A 15872-nucleotide genomic window follows, 5' to 3' on the forward strand; every position below is an offset into this window, starting at 1 on the left:
GACCCGATGATTGCCAAGCTGATCGTCTGGGGCAAGGACCGCGACGAGGCGCTGGCGCGCATGCGCCAGGCGCTGGCCGCATACCACGTGGTGGGTCTGTCGACCAACGTGGCGTTCCTGCAGCGGCTGGTGAAGTCGGAAGCGTTCCGCACCGCCGACCTCGATACCGGACTGATCGAGCGCAACGAGAGCGAACTGTTCCCGCAGCCTGAGCCGGTCGGAATCGACACTGTCGCGCTGGCCGTGGCCGCTTTGCTGGATCGCGAGATGCACGAACGCCGCATCGATGCCGCCGACCAGCATTCGCCGTGGACCCACGGCGGGGCGTGGCGGCTCAACGGCGGCGTCTCGCGCCAACTGCGCTTCGGCTACGGCGAACAGGTGCTCGACGTGACGCTGCATGTCAACGCGCGCGGCAGCACGCTGGCCTACGCCGGCCAGTCCGTGCCGTTCTCTTCGGTATGCAAGGCCGACGATATCCGCATCGACCTCGGCACGCGCCGTGTGCATGGGCACGTGCATGCGGAGGCGGACGACTTCCACGTTTTCTCGGCGGGCCGCCACTTGCTGCTGAGCTGGATCGATCCGCTGTCCCACGCCGGCGAAGCCGAAGGCGAGGGTGGCAAGCTGACCGCGCCGATGCCGGGCAAGGTCATCGCGGTGATGGTCGAAGCCGGCAGCACCGTCACGCGCGGCACGCCGCTGCTGGTGATGGAGGCGATGAAGATGGAGCACACCATCAGCGCGCCCGCCGACGGCGTGGTCAGCGAAGTGCTGTATGGCGTTGGCGAGCAGGTGACCGAAGGCGCCCAGCTGCTGGCGTTCGGTACCTGATTCTTTTACGGAGATCCGGCAGATGCATGCGGACAAGGTCAAGGTGGTTGAAGTCGGCCCGCGCGACGGCCTGCAGAACGAGAAGAATTTGATCCCCACCGAGACCAAGGTGGCGTTGATCGACCAGCTCACCGACGCGGGCTTTCCCAATATCGAAGTGGCATCGTTCGTCTCGCCGAAGTGGGTGCCGCAGATGGCCGACGGTGCCCAGGTAATGGCCGCGATCAGGCGGCGCCCCGGCATCATCTACTCGGCGCTGACGCCGAACATGAAGGGCCTGGAAGGCGCGCTTGCAGCGGGCGCAGACGAGGTCGTGATTTTCGGCGCGGCCAGCGAGGCGTTCTCGCAGAAGAACATCAACTGCTCGATCGCCGAGTCGATGGCGCGCTTCGAGCCCGTTGCCGCGGCCGCCAAGGCGAAGGGCGTGCGGCTCCGCGCCAGCGTGTCGTGCGCACTGGGCTGCCCTTACCAGGGCGAAGTCCCAATCGATGCCGTGCTCGACGTGGTGCGGCGCATGCGCGAGCTGGGCTGCGACGAGATCGATATCGCCGATACCATTGGCGTAGGCACACCCGACAAGGTGAAGGCCGTGATGCTTGCCGCCGCCACGGAATTCCCGCTGGGACAGCTATCCGGGCACTTCCACGACACGTATGGCCATGCCCTGGCCAACGTCGAGGCGAGCCTGGAAGCCGGCATCCGCATCTTCCATGCTTCCGTCGCCGGGCTTGGCGGTTGCCCATATGCGAAGGGCGCGACAGGGAACGTGGCGACGGAGGCATTGCTGCAGCGCCTGGCGAGCCTGGGGATGCAGACGGGAGTTGATCTGGACAAGGTCATTGCCGCGGCCGGACTGATCTCCAGGGCCATCGGCAAGCCGGTATTGCAGTAACGCAAGCGCCCCTCGATGCGGGGCGCTTGTCTCATATTGAGACACCGCTTGCATCAACCTGAGACAGCCTCGCCGAACCTGCCACGCAACGCTTGAATTCGCCCGGGGGCTCTCTTAAAGTACCTTTCCAGTTCGCGCCGCCACAACCGCAGCACAGGGTCGCGCGATAGACGACCTGGCCGCAACGACGGCCGGGCGTGCCACCGGCATCGGGGCTTACCGCTCCCTCGCGGCACCGCGCGACGCCGACCACTGGAGACAAGGCAATGCCCCCCGCACCGACAAGCCTGCTGTGCGATGCCAACATTGCACGGCGGGATTTCCTCGATGGCAAGGACGTGCCCGCCGGCGTCGTGTCCGACCTGATCATGCGTTCATGGCAGCGTGCCGCGCGCGCTGGCGTGCGTCCCGAGCAGCGCATGCTGTTTTCGGATGTCATCACGCACAGCGAGGTCCGGCGTAGCGAGGAAGAGAACCGCGCGCTGATCGAACTGGCTGGCGCTGACATGGAAGTGCTGGCCGGCGCCTTTCCGTCGCAGCAGTGGATCGTGCTCTGCACCAATGCCGAAGGCGTGATCGTGTCCTCCCGCGGGCGCCTGGGCGCGGGGCCGGGCGGGCCATCGCCGCTGCAGCATGGCCGGCGCATCTGCGAGACCGGCATCGGCACCAACGCACCCGGCTGCCTGCTGGCGGAGGGCGGCAGCGCCGTCGAGATCCGCCGCGGCGAGCATTTCCTGCACGAGCTGGTCGACGTGGTCTGTGCCGCCGCGCCGATCTACGACTGCCATGACCGGCTGATCGGCGTGCTCGATATCACCGGCTTCGGCGTCGACTTGCCTGCCTACGCGGTCAGCCATGTGCGCGCTGCGGCCACGTCGATCGGCAACCGCACCTTCGAGCGGCTGCCCGGCTGCTGCATCGTGCGCCTTCACCACGACCGGCGCATGCTGCATACGCCGGCGGAAGGCATCGTCGCGGTGTCCGCCGACGGCGTGATCGTGGCGGCAAACCATACTGCCCGCGACATGCTGCGGCTTGGCAGCGCCGAGATCGGCGCGGTCGATATCGGCAGTGTCTTTGCCGAAGGCATGCATGGCCCCGGAGGTGCGGTGCAAAGCGTCGTGCGCACGGTCGCCGGCGGGCGGCTGCATGTCTCTGCAAGCGAAACACAGCGTCCGCGCTCCCGTGGCGCCGCGCCACGCGCCGAGGACACCGGTCCGCTGGCCGGCCACCTCATTGCCGATGCCACGCTGGCGCGCGCCTTCGACAAGGCCAGCATGGCGGTCGGTGCGCAGGTGCCGGTGATCCTGCTGGGCGAGACCGGCACCGGCAAGACCATGCTGGCGCGCGCGCTGCACGAGGCCAGCCGGCCGGACGGCAACTTTGTTTCGATCAACTGCTCGGCGATTCCCGAAGGGCTCGCCGAAGCCGAGCTGTTCGGCTATGCCGACGGCGCCTTTACCGGCAGCCGCCGCGGCGGCTGCGCGGGCAAGATCGAACAGGCCAACCACGGCACGCTGTTCCTCGACGAAATCGGCGACATGCCGCTGGCACTGCAGACGCGGCTGCTGAGCGTGCTGCAGGAGCGCTGCGTGACACGTGTCGGCGCGGCCAAGCCCATCCCGGTCGACCTTTCGGTGATATGCGCCACGCATCGCACCCTGCCGGAGCTGGTGCGGCAGGGCGCCTTCCGCGAGGACCTGTATTTCCGCATCAACGGCATGTCGGTGCGCGTGCCGGCGCTGCGCGACCGCACCGACCTGCCCGAGCTGATCGCCGCGATGCTGCAGACGCTGGCGCGCGGCCGGCGCAAGGCGCTCGACGCCGACGTGATGGCGTTGCTGATGTCGCATCCCTGGCCGGGCAATGTCCGCGAGCTGCACCAGGTGCTGCGTACCGCGGTGGCGCTGTCGGGCCTCAGCGAGGAAATCCGGCGCGAGCATCTCGACGAGAGCTGGCTGGAAGCGGCGACACGGGTGACCGGGGCGGACGTCCTGCCCGCCGCCGGCCAGCCGATGCTGCTGGCGCAGGCGCAGAACCAGCTGATCCAGCGCACCCTCGACGAGCTGAGCGGCAACCGTTCCGAGGCCGCGCGCGCACTCGGCATCTCGCGCGCGACGTTGTACCGAAAGATGGCACGCGCCAAGATCCGTTAGAACGGTCCTTCCATCCCCCCTCGACCCCTGCTCGCCCAAGCCGTGGCAGCGGGGGTTTTTCATTGGCGGCCTGTCTTACCTGTATCGAGACATTGGATCAGATTGCGACACACAGCGCAGCGTCGCGCCGGCGCTGCCATGTGCAGCTGGCGCGAAAACACGCGCCGGCGCTCGGTCTTTGCGGCAGGCACGCCGCTTGCGTTGCAGGGCATCGCATACCAACCAGGAATCAACATGAGGAGACAAGCGATGCACGGCAATGCAGGACTGCTGATCGACGGAAGACTCGTGCAGGGCACCGCCACGCTCGACGTGGTCAACCCCGCCACCGGCAAGGTGTTCACCACGGTATCGCGCGCCACCGAGCGCGAGGCCGCCGCCGCGGTCGCTGCCGCCAAGGCCGCGCAGCCCGGCTGGGCCGCGCTGGAACTGGCGCAGCGGCGTGCGCTGTTGCTGCGCTTTGCCGACGAGCTGCGCGACAATGCCGAAGACCTCGCCGCCACGCTGGTGCTGGAACAGGGCAAGCCGCTGGCCGAGGCGCGCCAGGAACTGCAGTTCGCCGAAGCGTTCGTGCGCCATATCGCCGGGCTGGAGCTGCCGGTGTCGCTGGTGCAGGACGACGCTACCCACCGCATCGAACTGCACCACAAGCCGCTGGGCGTGGTGGCGGCCATCGCGGCGTGGAATTTCCCGGTGCTGATTGCCGCCTACAAGCTGGCGCCGGCGCTGCTGATGGGCAATACCGTGGTGCTCAAGCCCGCGCCGACCACGCCGGTGGCAACGCTGCAACTCGGGGCGATCCTGGCCGACCTGCTGCCTCCCGGCGTGATCAACGTCATCACCGATGCCAATGACCTGGGCAGCTACCTGACCTCGCATCCCGATGTGGCCAAGGTCTCGTTCACCGGCTCGACCGCCACCGGCAAGAAGGTGATCGCGAGCGCCGGCCCGGGACTGAAGCGCATCACGCTGGAGCTGGGTGGCAACGACGCGGCCATCGTGCTCGACGATGCCGATGTGGCGGAAATCGCGCCGAAGATCTTCGGCAGCGCCTTCTACAACTGCGGGCAGGTATGCCTGGCGCTGAAGCGGCTCTATGTCCATGCCTCGGTCCATGACGCGCTGTGCGATGCACTGGCTGACCTGGCCGGGCGCGCGGTGGTCGGCAACGGCGCGGAAGCCGGTGTCACGATGGGGCCGCTGCAGAATGCGATGCAGTACGACAAGGCCGGCCGCTTCCTGGCCAGCGCGCGCCGCGACGGCAAGATCCTGGCGGGCGGCGCGCTGCTCAAGGGCGATGGCTACTTCGTCGCCCCGACCATCGTGCGCGACCTGACTGACCAGAGCGAGCTGGTGGCGGAGGAACAGTTCGCGCCGATCCTGCCGGTGCTGAAGTTCGACAGCATCGACGAAGCCGTGGCGCGCGCCAATGGCACGCCGTACGGACTCGGTGGCTCGGTATGGTCACGCGAAGAAGAGCGCGCCTATGCGGTGGCATGGCGTCTCGATGTGGGCACGGCATGGGTCAATCACCACCTGCATTTCGGCCCGCATATCCCGCTGGTGGGCGCCAAGGAGTCCGGCGTCGGCGTGGAGTTCGGGCCGGAAGGGCTGGCCGAGTATGCGCAACTGAGCGTGATCAATATCGCGCGCGCGCAGGCCAGCTGACGCAGCAGGCCTGCAGCACGGCGGGCGGCGCAAGCAAGGGGCGGGGCTGGCTGCGCTATCACTTCACCGGGCACTTCGATGTGCGCGGCGGGCTGTCGTATGCTTTCGGCGGCGAGACCTCGGCCAACGGCGTATCGCGCGACGACCGCACCAATACTTCGAAACGCCATATCAAGAAAAAGACAGAGGAGACCAAGATGCATAGCAACAAGGTACGGCTGCTAGTGAGCGTGATGGCCGCCGCCAGCGTGGCGCTGCCGGCGCCAATGGCATTCGGCGCCGATGGCACCGCCGCCGGCCGCCCGGCAAAGACGCACAAGCCGGCCAACGCCGCCGCGCGTGTGGACGGCGCGGCCATCCGCGCCAACGAGGCTGGCACGCCGAACTGGCCCAGCTATGGACTGGATTATGCCGAGACCCGGTTCAGCAAGCTCGACCAGGTCAACGCGGGCAACGTCAGGAACCTGGGGCTGGCGTGGTCCTACGACCTGGAATCGACGCGCGGCGTGGAAGCAACGCCGCTGGTGGTCGACGGCGTGATGTACGTCTCCGCGCCGTGGAGCGTGGTACACGCCATCGACGCGCGCACCGGCAAGCGCCTGTGGACCTACGACCCGCAGGTGCCGCGCGACCAGGCCTACAAGGGCTGCTGCGATGTGGTCAACCGCGGCGTGGCGCTGTACAAGGGCAAGGTTTTCGTCGGTGCGTTCGACGGCCGGCTGGTGGCGATCGACGCCGCTACCGGCAAGAAGGCGTGGGAGCAGGACACCATCGTCGACCGCGGCAAGTCCTACACCATCACCGGCGCGCCCCGCGTCTACAAAGGCAAGGTGATCATCGGCAACGGTGGCGCGGAGTACGGCGTGCGCGGCTACATCACCGCCTACGATGCCGAGACCGGCAAGCAGCAATGGCGCTGGTACACGGTGCCGGGCGACCCCGCCAGGCCCTTCGAGAACGAAGCCATGGCAAAGGCCGCGGCCACCTGGGATCCCAGCGGCAAGTACTGGGTCAACGGTGGCGGCGGCACGGTGTGGAACACCATGGCGTTCGACCCCGAGCTCAACCTGATGTACATCGGCACCGGCAACGCCGGCCCCTGGAGCCGCAAGCTGCGCAGCCCGAAGGGCGGCGACAACCTCTACGCGGCCTCCGTGGTGGCGCTGAATCCCGATACCGGCGAATACGTGTGGCACTACCAGGAAACCCCGGGCGACAACTGGGACTACACCTCGACGCAGGACATCATCCTCGCCGACCTGAAGATCGACGGCCAGCCGCGCAAGGTGATCCTGCACGCGCCCAAGAACGGCTTCTTCTTCGTGATCGACCGGACCAACGGCAAGTTCATCTCAGCCAAGAACTTCGTCGACGTCAACTGGGCCTCGGGCTATGACAAGGAGGGCCGGCCGATCGAGACGCCGCAGTCGGACACGTCGGGCAAGCCGGCGGATATCGTGCCAGGGCCGTTCGGCGCGCACAACTGGCATTCGATGTCGTTCCACCCCAGGCTGGGGCTGGCCTTCATCCCGGCGCAGCACGTGCCGCTGACGCTGGCAGACAACAAGGAGTGGGCCCACAACCAGAAGGACTCGCCCGAGGCGCATCGCGGCGTGGGCTGGAACCTGGGCATGCTGGTCAATGCCGAGCCGCCCAAAAGCAAGCCGATGGGGCGGCTGATCGCCTGGGACCCGCTGGCGCAGAAGGCGGTATGGCACCAGGACCATGCCGGCCCGTGGAACGGCGGCACGCTCGCGACCGCCGGCAACCTGGTGTTCCAGGGTACCGCGGACGGACGGCTGGTGGCGTACCACGCCGGCACCGGCGAAAAGCTGTGGCAGGCGCCGACCGGCTCCGGCGTGGTCGCGGCGCCCGTGACCTACCTGCTCGACGGCAAGCAGTACGTCTCGGTGGCAGTGGGCTGGGGCGGCGTGTATGGCCTGAGCCAGCGCGGGAGCGACAAGCAGGCGCCGGGGCGGGTCTACACCTTTGTCCTGAACGGCAGGAAGCCGATGCCCGAGTCGGCGCCTTACGCGATGGCACCGCTGCTGAGCGGGGTGAAGTACGACCCCCCCAAGGTGGCCGACGGGCAGAAGCTCTATGTCAACAACTGCGTCTTTTGCCATGGCGTGCCCGGCGTCGACAAGGGCGGCAATATCCCCAACCTGGCCTATGTCGGCGCGCCGATGATCGAGCACCTCGACAAGATCCTGTTCAACGGGCCGTTCGTGCAGAAGGGCATGCCGGATTTCACCGGCAAGCTGACGGCCGAGGACGTGGTCAAGATCCAGGCGTTCATCCAGGGCACCGCCGACGCGGTGCGGCCGAAGAAGCCCTGACAGGAGTGCGCGCGCAGGCCGGTATGGCCCGCGCGCTTCACGCACGCAAAAGTGGCTGTTCGCCAAATCGGAATTGTCGTGGTGCCTCGAATTGAGAGGAAATACCGCCTGGACAATTTGAGCCGTGGTGAGCAGTGAAATGAAAATCCAGTCAACGGAAACCGTGACGGAGGGTGGCGCCGGCGGCGGTTTCTCCCTCGACAACCCCGCCCTCGAAAGCATCGGTGTCCGCATCACGCAGTGGCGCCCCGATTACGTGGAACTTGAACTGCCAGTCACGTCCAGCATGCTGAACCGCAGCCGCGTGGTCCATGGCGGCACGATCTGCACGCTGCTGGACGCCGCCACCGGCTATGCCGGCCTGTTCTCTGCGCCGGGCGAGGCGGCGCGGCATGCGGTGACGCTGTCGCTGACTTCCAACTTTTTGAGCAATGGCACGGGCAGCGTGCTGACGGCCAAGGGCGCTGTCGACCGGCGCGGGCGCTCGATCTTCTTTTCGCGCGCGGAGGTGTGGCTCGACCAGGAGTTGCTGGTGGCGACGGGCGTTGCCACCATGAAGTACCTGAAGTAGGGCGAGGGGGCGTGCGTCCCCCAGGGGAATCCGCGGCGGAAATGATCGCTCGCGCTGCCAGGTGACTGAGAGAATCGGCCAGCCATGGTCACTGGACCACGTAGCGTCCCGGGCGGTGGTTGGTTGCCAACACAAAGTTGAGGACCACGGCGCCGAGAATGGAGAGAGCGACACGCGGCCATGGAACGGTCAGGAGGGCCGCTGCGACGATCGCCGCATCCACCGCCATCTGGATGTGGCCGGCACGCCAGTTGAGCCGTTCCTGAAGCACGAATGCAAGGATGCCGACACCGCCGAGGCTCGCCTTGTGCCGGAACAGGATCAGGAATCCGTTGCCCAATAATGCGCCTCCCAGTATTGCGGCAAGCGTGGGATCAAGCGTGGCGAAGCTGAGCCAGCGCGGCAGCAAGTCGGTTTCGACGGAGAACAACAGCACGGCCACGAACGTCCGGAAGGTGAACGTCCCGCCCATGTATTTCCACGCAAGCCAGTAGAAGGGCAGGTTGAAGGCGAAGAACGCCAGGCTGAACGGTATGCCGCCGAGGTAATGGGCAAGGAATGCCAGACCAGCCGTACCGCCCGACAGCAAGCCTGCCTGCTTGAACATGGACACCGCCAGTGCGACAAGCAGTGTGCCGATCAGCAGTGCCTGCATGTTCTCCATGGGGGTATGTTGGGCGATAGCAGGCTTCATGGCAGAGGCGGGGGCGAAGACGGCTTCGAGACCTGCTCATCCAGATAGGGTCGGGCGCGCGTCGGACTACGACTGGCGTAGTGTAGCGACGCTGGACGAGGCCTCGCATGATCCTGGTCAAGCGACAGCCGCCAAGCTATGAGTTCGTCCAGCAGTCTGTCCCGCCGGGCAGGGGAGTATACTTTCGGCCTTCGCCACGCACCAAAAAGATTAGCCATGAGCGCATTACCTCCCTGCCCGAAATGTAATTCCGAGTTCACCTATGAGGATGGGGGTCTCTATATTTGCCCGGAATGCGCTCATGAATGGTCGGTGCAGGCATCAGCGCCGGCCGAAGCGGAGGCCAGGGTTTATCGCGATTCGGCGGGCAATGTATTGCAGGATGGGGATACCGTCACTGTCATCAAGGACCTCAAGCTGAAGGGCTCAACCGGCGTGATCAAGATGGGCACCAAGGTGAAGAACATTCGCCTGGTCGACGGTGACCACGATATAGATTGCAAGATCGATGGCATTGGTGCCATGAGCCTGAAATCAGAGTTCGTCAGGAAGGTGTGACGAGGGCCGGAAGGACTAATCCCGATCTCACTCCGACCCGCGGCATCGTAGCCGTGGGCTCTTCGAAGGCCAAGCCTCTGTATCGCCTACTTTCGATCCGCGACGGAAAGCGTGATCTGTGATTCGCTTGCCTCGGCTGGGGCGCCCTCGTTGAGAGCTGCCGATGCCGATCGCCTGTGATCGACCATCAGGATCGCGATCAGGCCAATCACGGCCGGAATGGCAATCGCAACAAAGTTCTGCTGCAGCGGCAGATTCATGGCGACCAGGACGCCAATGACGATTGGCGCCAGGATTGCTCCACTGCGACCGATACCCAGTGCCCAGCCGAGCCCGGTAGAACGGATAGCGGTCGGATAGAACTGCCCCGTGTAGGCATTCGCTACGATCTGCGTGCCGATGGTCGACGCGCCGGCAAGGCCTACCGCGAGGTACTGCAGTTCCTCGGGCAGCCTGAACCCAAGGAGCGTGATCGAGAAGGCGGCCAGCCCATACATCGCGGCAAGTACGTACTTGATGTGATACCGGTCGGCAAGCCATCCGCCCCCCACCGCGCCGATCATCGCGCCGATGTTGAGGACCAGCACGAACGTCAACGCGGAGCCCAGGCTGTACCCCGCGGTTGCCATCAGCTTGGTCAGCCATGAACTCAGCGCGTACACCATGAACAGGCACATGAAGAACGCGATCCAGAACATGATGGTGCTGAAGCCGCGGCCCTCGTGGAACAGATGCCGGATCGGCGCGCTGTCGGCCTTGTCCTGGGCCGGCACGGCGAAGCGATCGGCCGTGGACCACTGGCGGCCTGGTGCGAGGCTGGAAGCAATGCGCCGCAATCCCGCTTCGTCCCCCCTTTTCAGCAGGAAGGGCATCGATTCGGGCAGCGACTTAAGAATGAAGGGGACGAGCAGAACGGGAAGGCCGGCAGCGAGGAACACCGATTGCCAGCCGTACGTTTCAATCAGGCCCTTGCCGAGGATGGCAGCGAGCATCCCGCCGACGGCATAACCGCTGAACATCAGGGTGACAAGCGTCGCCCGCATCCTTTTCGGTGCGTACTCCGTCATTTGCGCGACGACATTGGGCATGACGCCGCCGATGCCGAGCCCGGCGAGGAAGCGCGCGACGCCGAACAGCAGGGGATCCCTGGCCAGGCCGGCCGCTGCAGTGAAGACGCTGAACAGGATGACGCAGATCGCAATGGCCCAGCGCCGGCCGATCCTGTCTGCCAGGGTGCCGAGAGAGATCGCGCCGAACACCATGCCAAACAGGGCGGAGCTGACCATGAGTCCGGCTTGCGCCGGTGCCACGCCGAGGTCCTTCATGATCGAAGGTAGTGCGATGCCTACGACCGCCAGGTCGTATCCGTCAAAGATGATGATGAGTGCGCACCAGCACAGTACGCGTGCATGGAAGCGGTTGAAGGCGGCCTCGTCGGCCAGCTTGTGGACGTCAATCTGCGACATGGGGGCTTGTCTCCGGTGCATTTTCTTGTGTAGATGGACTACTGCTTTGCCATGGGAACGCTCGGGTCGGCGAGGCGGCCGGGATCGACTTGCCTGCGCTGCTCGATCAGGCGGCGTGCGAAGCGGAGGTCGCGCGCGGCGTTGGCACCGACCGCGGCCTGGATGACATCGCCGTCGAGGTAGAGCAGCACGAAGCTGTCCCCGCAGGGCGTGCCACGTGCCACCACGCGATGTGATTGCAGCGGAAAGCCGAAGATCTGCAGGTTCACGCCATACTGGTCCGACCAGAACCACGGCAGGGATTCATCGTCGACGGGAAGGCCGAGAGCCGCGCGCGCCGCGGCGATACCCTGGTCCTGTGCGCTCTGCCAGGATTCCAGTCGCAAACGCCGTCCGGCCCATGGATTGGGCCTTACCGCCACATCGCCTGCGGCGAAGATATCGGGGTCGGAAGTGCGGCAGCTTCTGTCGACGATCACGCCGCCTTCGCATTCCAGTCCGGCATCACGAGCAAGCTCATCATTGGGCATGAGACCTACACCCGCGACGATGGCGTGGCACGTCAGCGTGTTGCCATCGGCAAGCATCACCACGGACAGGCCGTCGGCGCCTTGCGCCATGCCGGTGATGTGGGCGCCGAGCATGACGCGGGTGCCGTGCGCACCATGCAGCCCGAGCAGGTGTTCCGAGATCTCCGGTGGCACGGTGCGCTCGCACAGCCGGCCTTGCGCTTCGACGACCGTAACCTCCGCTCCGTTCTGCCGCGCGGTGGCGGCGACTTCCAGGCCGATCCAGCCGCCGCCAATGACAACGATGCTGCGGCCCGGTCGCAGCTCAGGCGCCAGCGACAAGGCATCGCCGATCGTGCGCAAGGTATAGCTCGGCGTAGACTCCACACCCGGGACAGCAAGTGCGCGCGCCCTGCCGCCGGTACACAGGATCAGCTTGTCGTAACACAGCAGCTCTCCGTTGGACATCTCCAGGCACTTCGCGCCGCGGTCGATGCGGACCGCTCGCATGTCCACCCACCACTCCAGCCTGAGCGCTTCGAACGCCTCCGGCTTGAGCAGCCAAGTGCTGGCGGGTGCCGCCTCACCGGCAAGCACGGCCTTGGACAGCGGCGGTCGCTCGTACGGTGGGTGGGTCTCGTCGCCGATGAGCACGAGCCGGCCGGTGAAGCCCTCGCTGCGCAGCGTCTGGGCGGCCCAGCCGCCGGCCTGGCCCGCGCCGATGATGACGATGGTGGCGGCTGGCGACAGGGCAGTCGCGCCATGTGGTCGTTCGGAATTCATGTGCGTCCCTTGTGGTTGCATGACCGGCACGTTTCAGCCGAGGTCGAGGTAGACCTTGTCGCCTTCGATCCGGACCGGATAGGTACGGATGCCTTCGGTCAGCGGGGCGCACATCGCTGCGCCGTTGCGGATGTCGAACCTGCCCTGATGGAGCGGGCATTCGATCTCGTGTCCTTCAAGAAAGCCGTCGCACAGGCGCGCGTGGCCGTGCGTGCAGACGTTGTCGGTGGCATAGACGTCGCCGTCGACACCATACAGGGCGATCTCCTTGCCCTGCACGGCGACGGCGATCACATCGTCCTGCGGCACGCTGGACAGCAGCGCTGCCTCGATCCAGGTTTCGGTCATGAATGGCTCCTGCTAGATGGGGTAGATCAGCGAGTTGGGAATCATCTCGCTATCGAATACGCAGATCCGGGACGCGAAGCGCCAGCCCTGAGGCGCGCGCACGATGGTGTCCAGGTAGCGGCCAGCGTTGTACACATCGGTCATCTGGTCCGGCTTGGTGCGCAGCACGGCATAGTTCGTCTCAGCCACGATCTTGTCGGCGCGGGCCTCCCGGATCAGGGGCGCGCCGACGATGTGGCGCTGGTAATAGGGATCGTGGAACAGCGTCTCCCGGATGCCATAGATGCGGTCCTTCAGCATCCCCTTGCCTTCGAGCGACAGCGTGGCGAGCGGAAACCCGCGCTCGTGGTTCTCGCGCGGCTGGACCCGATAGAGGCAGTCCTCGGTGAAGAATTCCGGCCAGCGGTCCCATTCGCCGTTGTCCACGGCGCTCGTGTAGTCGGCGTGCAGGGCGAGCAGCGCGTAGTAGTCAGTGAAGTTCATGGCTTCAGACCTCCATCACCTTGCGCCAGTAGGCGTACATGCCGCGGATCAGGGTCTCGGTGACCATGTGCTCCGTGTTTTCCGCGGTCTTCCCACCCAGTTCGGCGATCACGCGATGCCAGGGCTTCTGGGTGAAGCCTTCCTGCGAGCATTCGATGGCTTCGCCGTCGTCGGCGGACACGAAGCCCGCTGGCCCGAAGAGATTGGCCTGGCGCAGGCGGCGCTGCGTCATTTCTTCGGTATCGTCCTCGAAGCCGAAGTGCGTCCAGACGAAGTCGAAGGAGTCGGGGCCGTTGGGCTGGATATGGCGCGTGGACACCGAGTTGACCTGCTGCTGGAAGATCACGCCCGGGAAGACCGTCATCATTACCGCGGTCGGCTCGCCCCACCACGGTTCGTGGACGATGTCGAGAATGCGGTCGTCGTGCAGGGCCATCTGGTCCTTGAAGCTGGACACGCCGGAGGTCACGTCGCTCTTGCCGCCCTGGCCGCGCGTCGACACCATCGCGGCGTGGCGGAACTCGGCATCCATCACCAGGCGCGCCTTGTTGTCCGCCCGCCAGAGCCCGAACGTGACAAACCACGTATGCAGCAGGCCGGGGTGGTAGGGATCCTTGATGTTCTCCTGCATCAGCTTCCAGTTGCCCGGGATTCGCTGCTTGTTGTAGCCGAGGACCTTCAGCTTGCGGCCATTGAACAGGCGGTCGAAGTAGCCGAGGATGTCCGGCCCGAGGTAAGCCTCGAGCGAGGGGACATCGTGGTCGAACGACGCGAACACGACCCCGCCACGCGTGGCGACCTTCAGTTGCGTGAGCCCGTGCTCCTGCGGCTTGAAGTCGGCGGGCATGCCACCGTTGACCTTGCCGTCCTGCCTGACGCCGCGACGCAGCGGCACCCCTTGCAGGTTGCCCTTCAGGTCGTAGTTCCACTGGTGGTAGGGGCAGTGGAAATCCTTCCGGTTGCCGCTGCGCTCCCGGCAGAACTTCATGCCGCGATGCGCGCATACGTTCTCGATGACGTTGATCTCTCCGTCCTGGTCGCGCACCAGGATCACGGAACGTTCGCCGAGCGTGGTGCGCTTGAAGTCGCCGGGATTCGGGATCTCGGCCTCGAGGCCGACATAGTTCCAGTGGCCGCGGTAGAAGCAGCGTTCGAGTTCGCGCTGGTAAAGCTGCGTGTCCGTATAGACGCGGAACGGGATGCGGCTGATGCCGTCGTCGGCCCACACTGGGCGGTCTTCATGGGAGGCAGTTGCCATGGTTGTTTCCAAAGAGGCGAACGGAGTCCGCGCACGTGCCAGGTGGGCCTGTGCGATGTCTGTGCGCTTGGGGTGGCTTCAGGTCGGGAAGGATTCCCCGGTGCGGGCTATCGCCAGAGGGGGGCGAGGTTCATGGGGCGTCTCCGTATGTCTTTTCGTATGGAAACGATCATCGGACATCGACCTCAATAAACCAATAGAATCCCGGCTATAGTTGATATTCATGAAATCAATAAAGGCACGCGATGGAACTGAGGGACGTCGACCTGAACCTGCTCGTCGTGTTCGATCAACTGCTGAGGCAGGGGACTGTTTCCGGAACGGCCAGGGCCATGAACCTGAGCCAGCCGGCCGTCAGCAATGCGTTGGCCCGGTTGCGGACCTTGCTGGGTGACCAGCTCTTTGTTCGGAGCAGCAAGGGAATGCTGCCGACACCACTAGCACAGGAACTGGCCGAGCCGGTAAGCCATGCGCTGGAGTCGTTGCAGGCAACGCTCAGTCACAAGCTGACATTCGATCCGTTGCGCAGCGTGCGCGCCTTCCGGATCGCCATGACGGATATCGGCGAGGTGCACTTCATTCCGCCGCTGATGGGTGCGCTTGGGCAACGTGCGCCAGGTGTGACGGTGACGACGGTGCGCAATACGGCGGTCGACCTGGCGGCCGAGATGAGTCAGGGAAAGACCGACCTCGCTGTCGGCCACCTGCCTGAACTCAGTACAGAATTCTTTCAACGGCGCCTGTTCCGCCAGCGCTATGTCTGCCTGTTCCGTCCCGGTCACGCGATGGACAAGAAGAAGGTCAGCATGCGGGACTTCGAAGCCGCGGAGCATGTCGTGGTCACTGCGGCAGGCACAGGGCATGCCCGGGTCGACGAAATCCTTGCCCAGGGCGGTGTACAGCGGAGCATCCGGCTGCGCGTCCCGCATTTCGTGGCGCTGGCGGACATCATTGCCACCACTGACCTGGTCGCCACCGTAACCTGGACCTTTGCGGAACGGTGTGCCAGGTACTTCGGGCTCCGGTACGTCAGCCATCCGTTCGCGCTGCCGACTATCCAGATCAATCTCTTCTGGCATGCCCGGTATCATCGCGATCCTGCGAACCAGTGGCTGCGCAACGAGTTTATTGAACTGTTTTCGGAATAGGGTCCCGGCCACTGGCGAGGTCGTCATCCAGCTGATATGACTCCCCGTGTCAATCGAGATTGGTTTGATTCAGTTTCACAGTTGCATGTAGTTCCCCCAATTTCCTGGAGGGCGACGTAGCAGTAAGTCTCGACGGTGGATCATGCTGATATCCGCGGGTTGGTT

14 protein-coding genes are annotated in these 15872 nt (G+C 65.3%); 8 read left to right on the forward strand and 6 right to left on the reverse strand.

The window, feature by feature from the left end; genetic code table 11:
- The 6 genes from J8I34_RS31090 to J8I34_RS31115 all read left to right on the forward strand — a co-directional run.
- The coding region (locus J8I34_RS31090) for an acyl-CoA carboxylase biotin carboxyl carrier protein subunit (protein ID WP_305826462.1) at positions 1-834 on the forward strand (834 nt) is incomplete at its 5' end.
- 22 nt (positions 835-856) lie between these two features.
- Positions 857-1726 (forward strand): hydroxymethylglutaryl-CoA lyase, encoded by an 870-nt coding sequence (locus J8I34_RS31095; protein ID WP_035878617.1) that lies wholly within the window; start codon positions 857-859, stop codon positions 1724-1726.
- Positions 1727-1992: 266 nt separating this feature from the next.
- The gene (locus J8I34_RS31100) at positions 1993-3882 is read left to right on the forward strand and encodes a sigma-54-dependent Fis family transcriptional regulator (protein ID WP_209808053.1); all 1890 of its coding nucleotides are present in this window, start codon (positions 1993-1995) and stop codon (positions 3880-3882) included.
- Between the two features lie 234 nt (positions 3883-4116).
- Entirely contained in the window at positions 4117-5550 is a 1434-nt protein-coding gene (locus J8I34_RS31105) for an aldehyde dehydrogenase family protein (protein WP_245176275.1), read from the forward strand.
- A gap of 197 nt (positions 5551-5747) precedes the next feature.
- Positions 5748-7889, forward strand: coding sequence for a PQQ-dependent dehydrogenase, methanol/ethanol family (locus J8I34_RS31110; protein ID WP_209808056.1), 2142 nt, complete (start codon positions 5748-5750; stop codon positions 7887-7889).
- A gap of 139 nt (positions 7890-8028) precedes the next feature.
- Positions 8029-8460 (forward strand): PaaI family thioesterase, encoded by a 432-nt coding sequence (locus J8I34_RS31115; RefSeq protein WP_209808058.1) that lies wholly within the window; start codon positions 8029-8031, stop codon positions 8458-8460.
- An 88-nt stretch (positions 8461-8548) separates the two neighbouring features.
- Here J8I34_RS31115 and J8I34_RS31120 read toward each other — a convergent pair whose 3' ends face one another.
- A complete protein-coding gene (locus J8I34_RS31120; protein WP_245176276.1) occupies positions 8549-9124 on the reverse strand; it encodes a YitT family protein in 576 nt (191 codons plus the stop codon).
- 246 nt (positions 9125-9370) lie between these two features.
- On the opposite strand from J8I34_RS31120, the gene J8I34_RS31125 reads away from it, so the two are divergent.
- Complete coding sequence (locus J8I34_RS31125) at positions 9371-9712, forward strand: zinc ribbon domain-containing protein YjdM (RefSeq protein WP_209776259.1); 342 nt, start codon at positions 9371-9373, stop codon at positions 9710-9712.
- Positions 9713-9798: 86 nt separating this feature from the next.
- Here J8I34_RS31125 and J8I34_RS31130 read toward each other — a convergent pair whose 3' ends face one another.
- Genes J8I34_RS31130 through J8I34_RS31150 form a run of 5 tightly spaced genes read right to left on the reverse strand, consistent with a single transcriptional unit; the run spans position 9799 to position 14559 of the window.
- Positions 9799-11178, reverse strand: a complete 1380-nt coding sequence (locus tag J8I34_RS31130; protein WP_209808059.1) for an MFS transporter — start codon at positions 11176-11178, stop codon at positions 9799-9801.
- Between the two features lie 38 nt (positions 11179-11216).
- On the reverse strand, positions 11217-12470 hold the full coding sequence (locus tag J8I34_RS31135; protein WP_209776265.1) for an NAD(P)/FAD-dependent oxidoreductase: 1254 nt from the start codon (positions 12468-12470) through the stop codon (positions 11217-11219).
- A 33-nt stretch (positions 12471-12503) separates the two neighbouring features.
- Positions 12504-12818, reverse strand: coding sequence for a non-heme iron oxygenase ferredoxin subunit (locus tag J8I34_RS31140; RefSeq protein ID WP_209808060.1), 315 nt, complete (start codon positions 12816-12818; stop codon positions 12504-12506).
- Positions 12819-12830: 12 nt separating this feature from the next.
- The gene (locus tag J8I34_RS31145) at positions 12831-13301 is read right to left on the reverse strand and encodes an aromatic-ring-hydroxylating dioxygenase subunit beta (RefSeq protein ID WP_209808061.1); all 471 of its coding nucleotides are present in this window, start codon (positions 13299-13301) and stop codon (positions 12831-12833) included.
- Between the two features lie 4 nt (positions 13302-13305).
- Positions 13306-14559 (reverse strand): aromatic ring-hydroxylating dioxygenase subunit alpha, encoded by a 1254-nt coding sequence (locus tag J8I34_RS31150; RefSeq protein WP_209808062.1) that lies wholly within the window; start codon positions 14557-14559, stop codon positions 13306-13308.
- Between the two features lie 245 nt (positions 14560-14804).
- Here J8I34_RS31150 and J8I34_RS31155 point away from each other — a divergent pair, with 245 nt between their 5' ends.
- Positions 14805-15707 (forward strand): LysR family transcriptional regulator, encoded by a 903-nt coding sequence (locus J8I34_RS31155; protein WP_209776274.1) that lies wholly within the window; start codon positions 14805-14807, stop codon positions 15705-15707.
- Positions 15708-15872 lie beyond the last annotated feature (165 nt).

The organism is Cupriavidus phytohabitans (assembly GCF_017815025.1).
GTDB lineage: Bacteria > Pseudomonadota > Gammaproteobacteria > Burkholderiales > Burkholderiaceae > Cupriavidus.

Excerpts from the sequence above, each read along its gene's own strand:
- J8I34_RS31115 (WP_209808058.1), top strand. The coding sequence starts at position 8,029 with ATGAAAATCCAGTCAACGGAAACCGTGACGGAGGGTGGCGCCGGCGGC.
- J8I34_RS31110 (WP_209808056.1), top strand. The coding sequence starts at position 5,748 with ATGCATAGCAACAAGGTACGGCTGCTAGTGAGCGTGATGGCCGCCGCC.
- J8I34_RS31150 (WP_209808062.1), bottom strand. The coding sequence starts at position 14,559 with ATGGCAACTGCCTCCCATGAAGACCGCCCAGTGTGGGCCGACGACGGC.
- J8I34_RS31155 (WP_209776274.1), top strand. The coding sequence starts at position 14,805 with ATGGAACTGAGGGACGTCGACCTGAACCTGCTCGTCGTGTTCGATCAA.
- J8I34_RS31135 (WP_209776265.1), bottom strand. The coding sequence starts at position 12,470 with ATGAATTCCGAACGACCACATGGCGCGACTGCCCTGTCGCCAGCCGCC.
- J8I34_RS31100 (WP_209808053.1), top strand. The coding sequence starts at position 1,993 with ATGCCCCCCGCACCGACAAGCCTGCTGTGCGATGCCAACATTGCACGG.
- J8I34_RS31120 (WP_245176276.1), bottom strand. The coding sequence starts at position 9,124 with ATGGAGAACATGCAGGCACTGCTGATCGGCACACTGCTTGTCGCACTG.
- J8I34_RS31130 (WP_209808059.1), bottom strand. The coding sequence starts at position 11,178 with ATGTCGCAGATTGACGTCCACAAGCTGGCCGACGAGGCCGCCTTCAAC.
- J8I34_RS31140 (WP_209808060.1), bottom strand. The coding sequence starts at position 12,818 with ATGACCGAAACCTGGATCGAGGCAGCGCTGCTGTCCAGCGTGCCGCAG.
- J8I34_RS31105 (WP_245176275.1), top strand. The coding sequence starts at position 4,117 with ATGAGGAGACAAGCGATGCACGGCAATGCAGGACTGCTGATCGACGGA.
- J8I34_RS31125 (WP_209776259.1), top strand. The coding sequence starts at position 9,371 with ATGAGCGCATTACCTCCCTGCCCGAAATGTAATTCCGAGTTCACCTAT.
- J8I34_RS31145 (WP_209808061.1), bottom strand. The coding sequence starts at position 13,301 with ATGAACTTCACTGACTACTACGCGCTGCTCGCCCTGCACGCCGACTAC.
- J8I34_RS31095 (WP_035878617.1), top strand. The coding sequence starts at position 857 with ATGCATGCGGACAAGGTCAAGGTGGTTGAAGTCGGCCCGCGCGACGGC.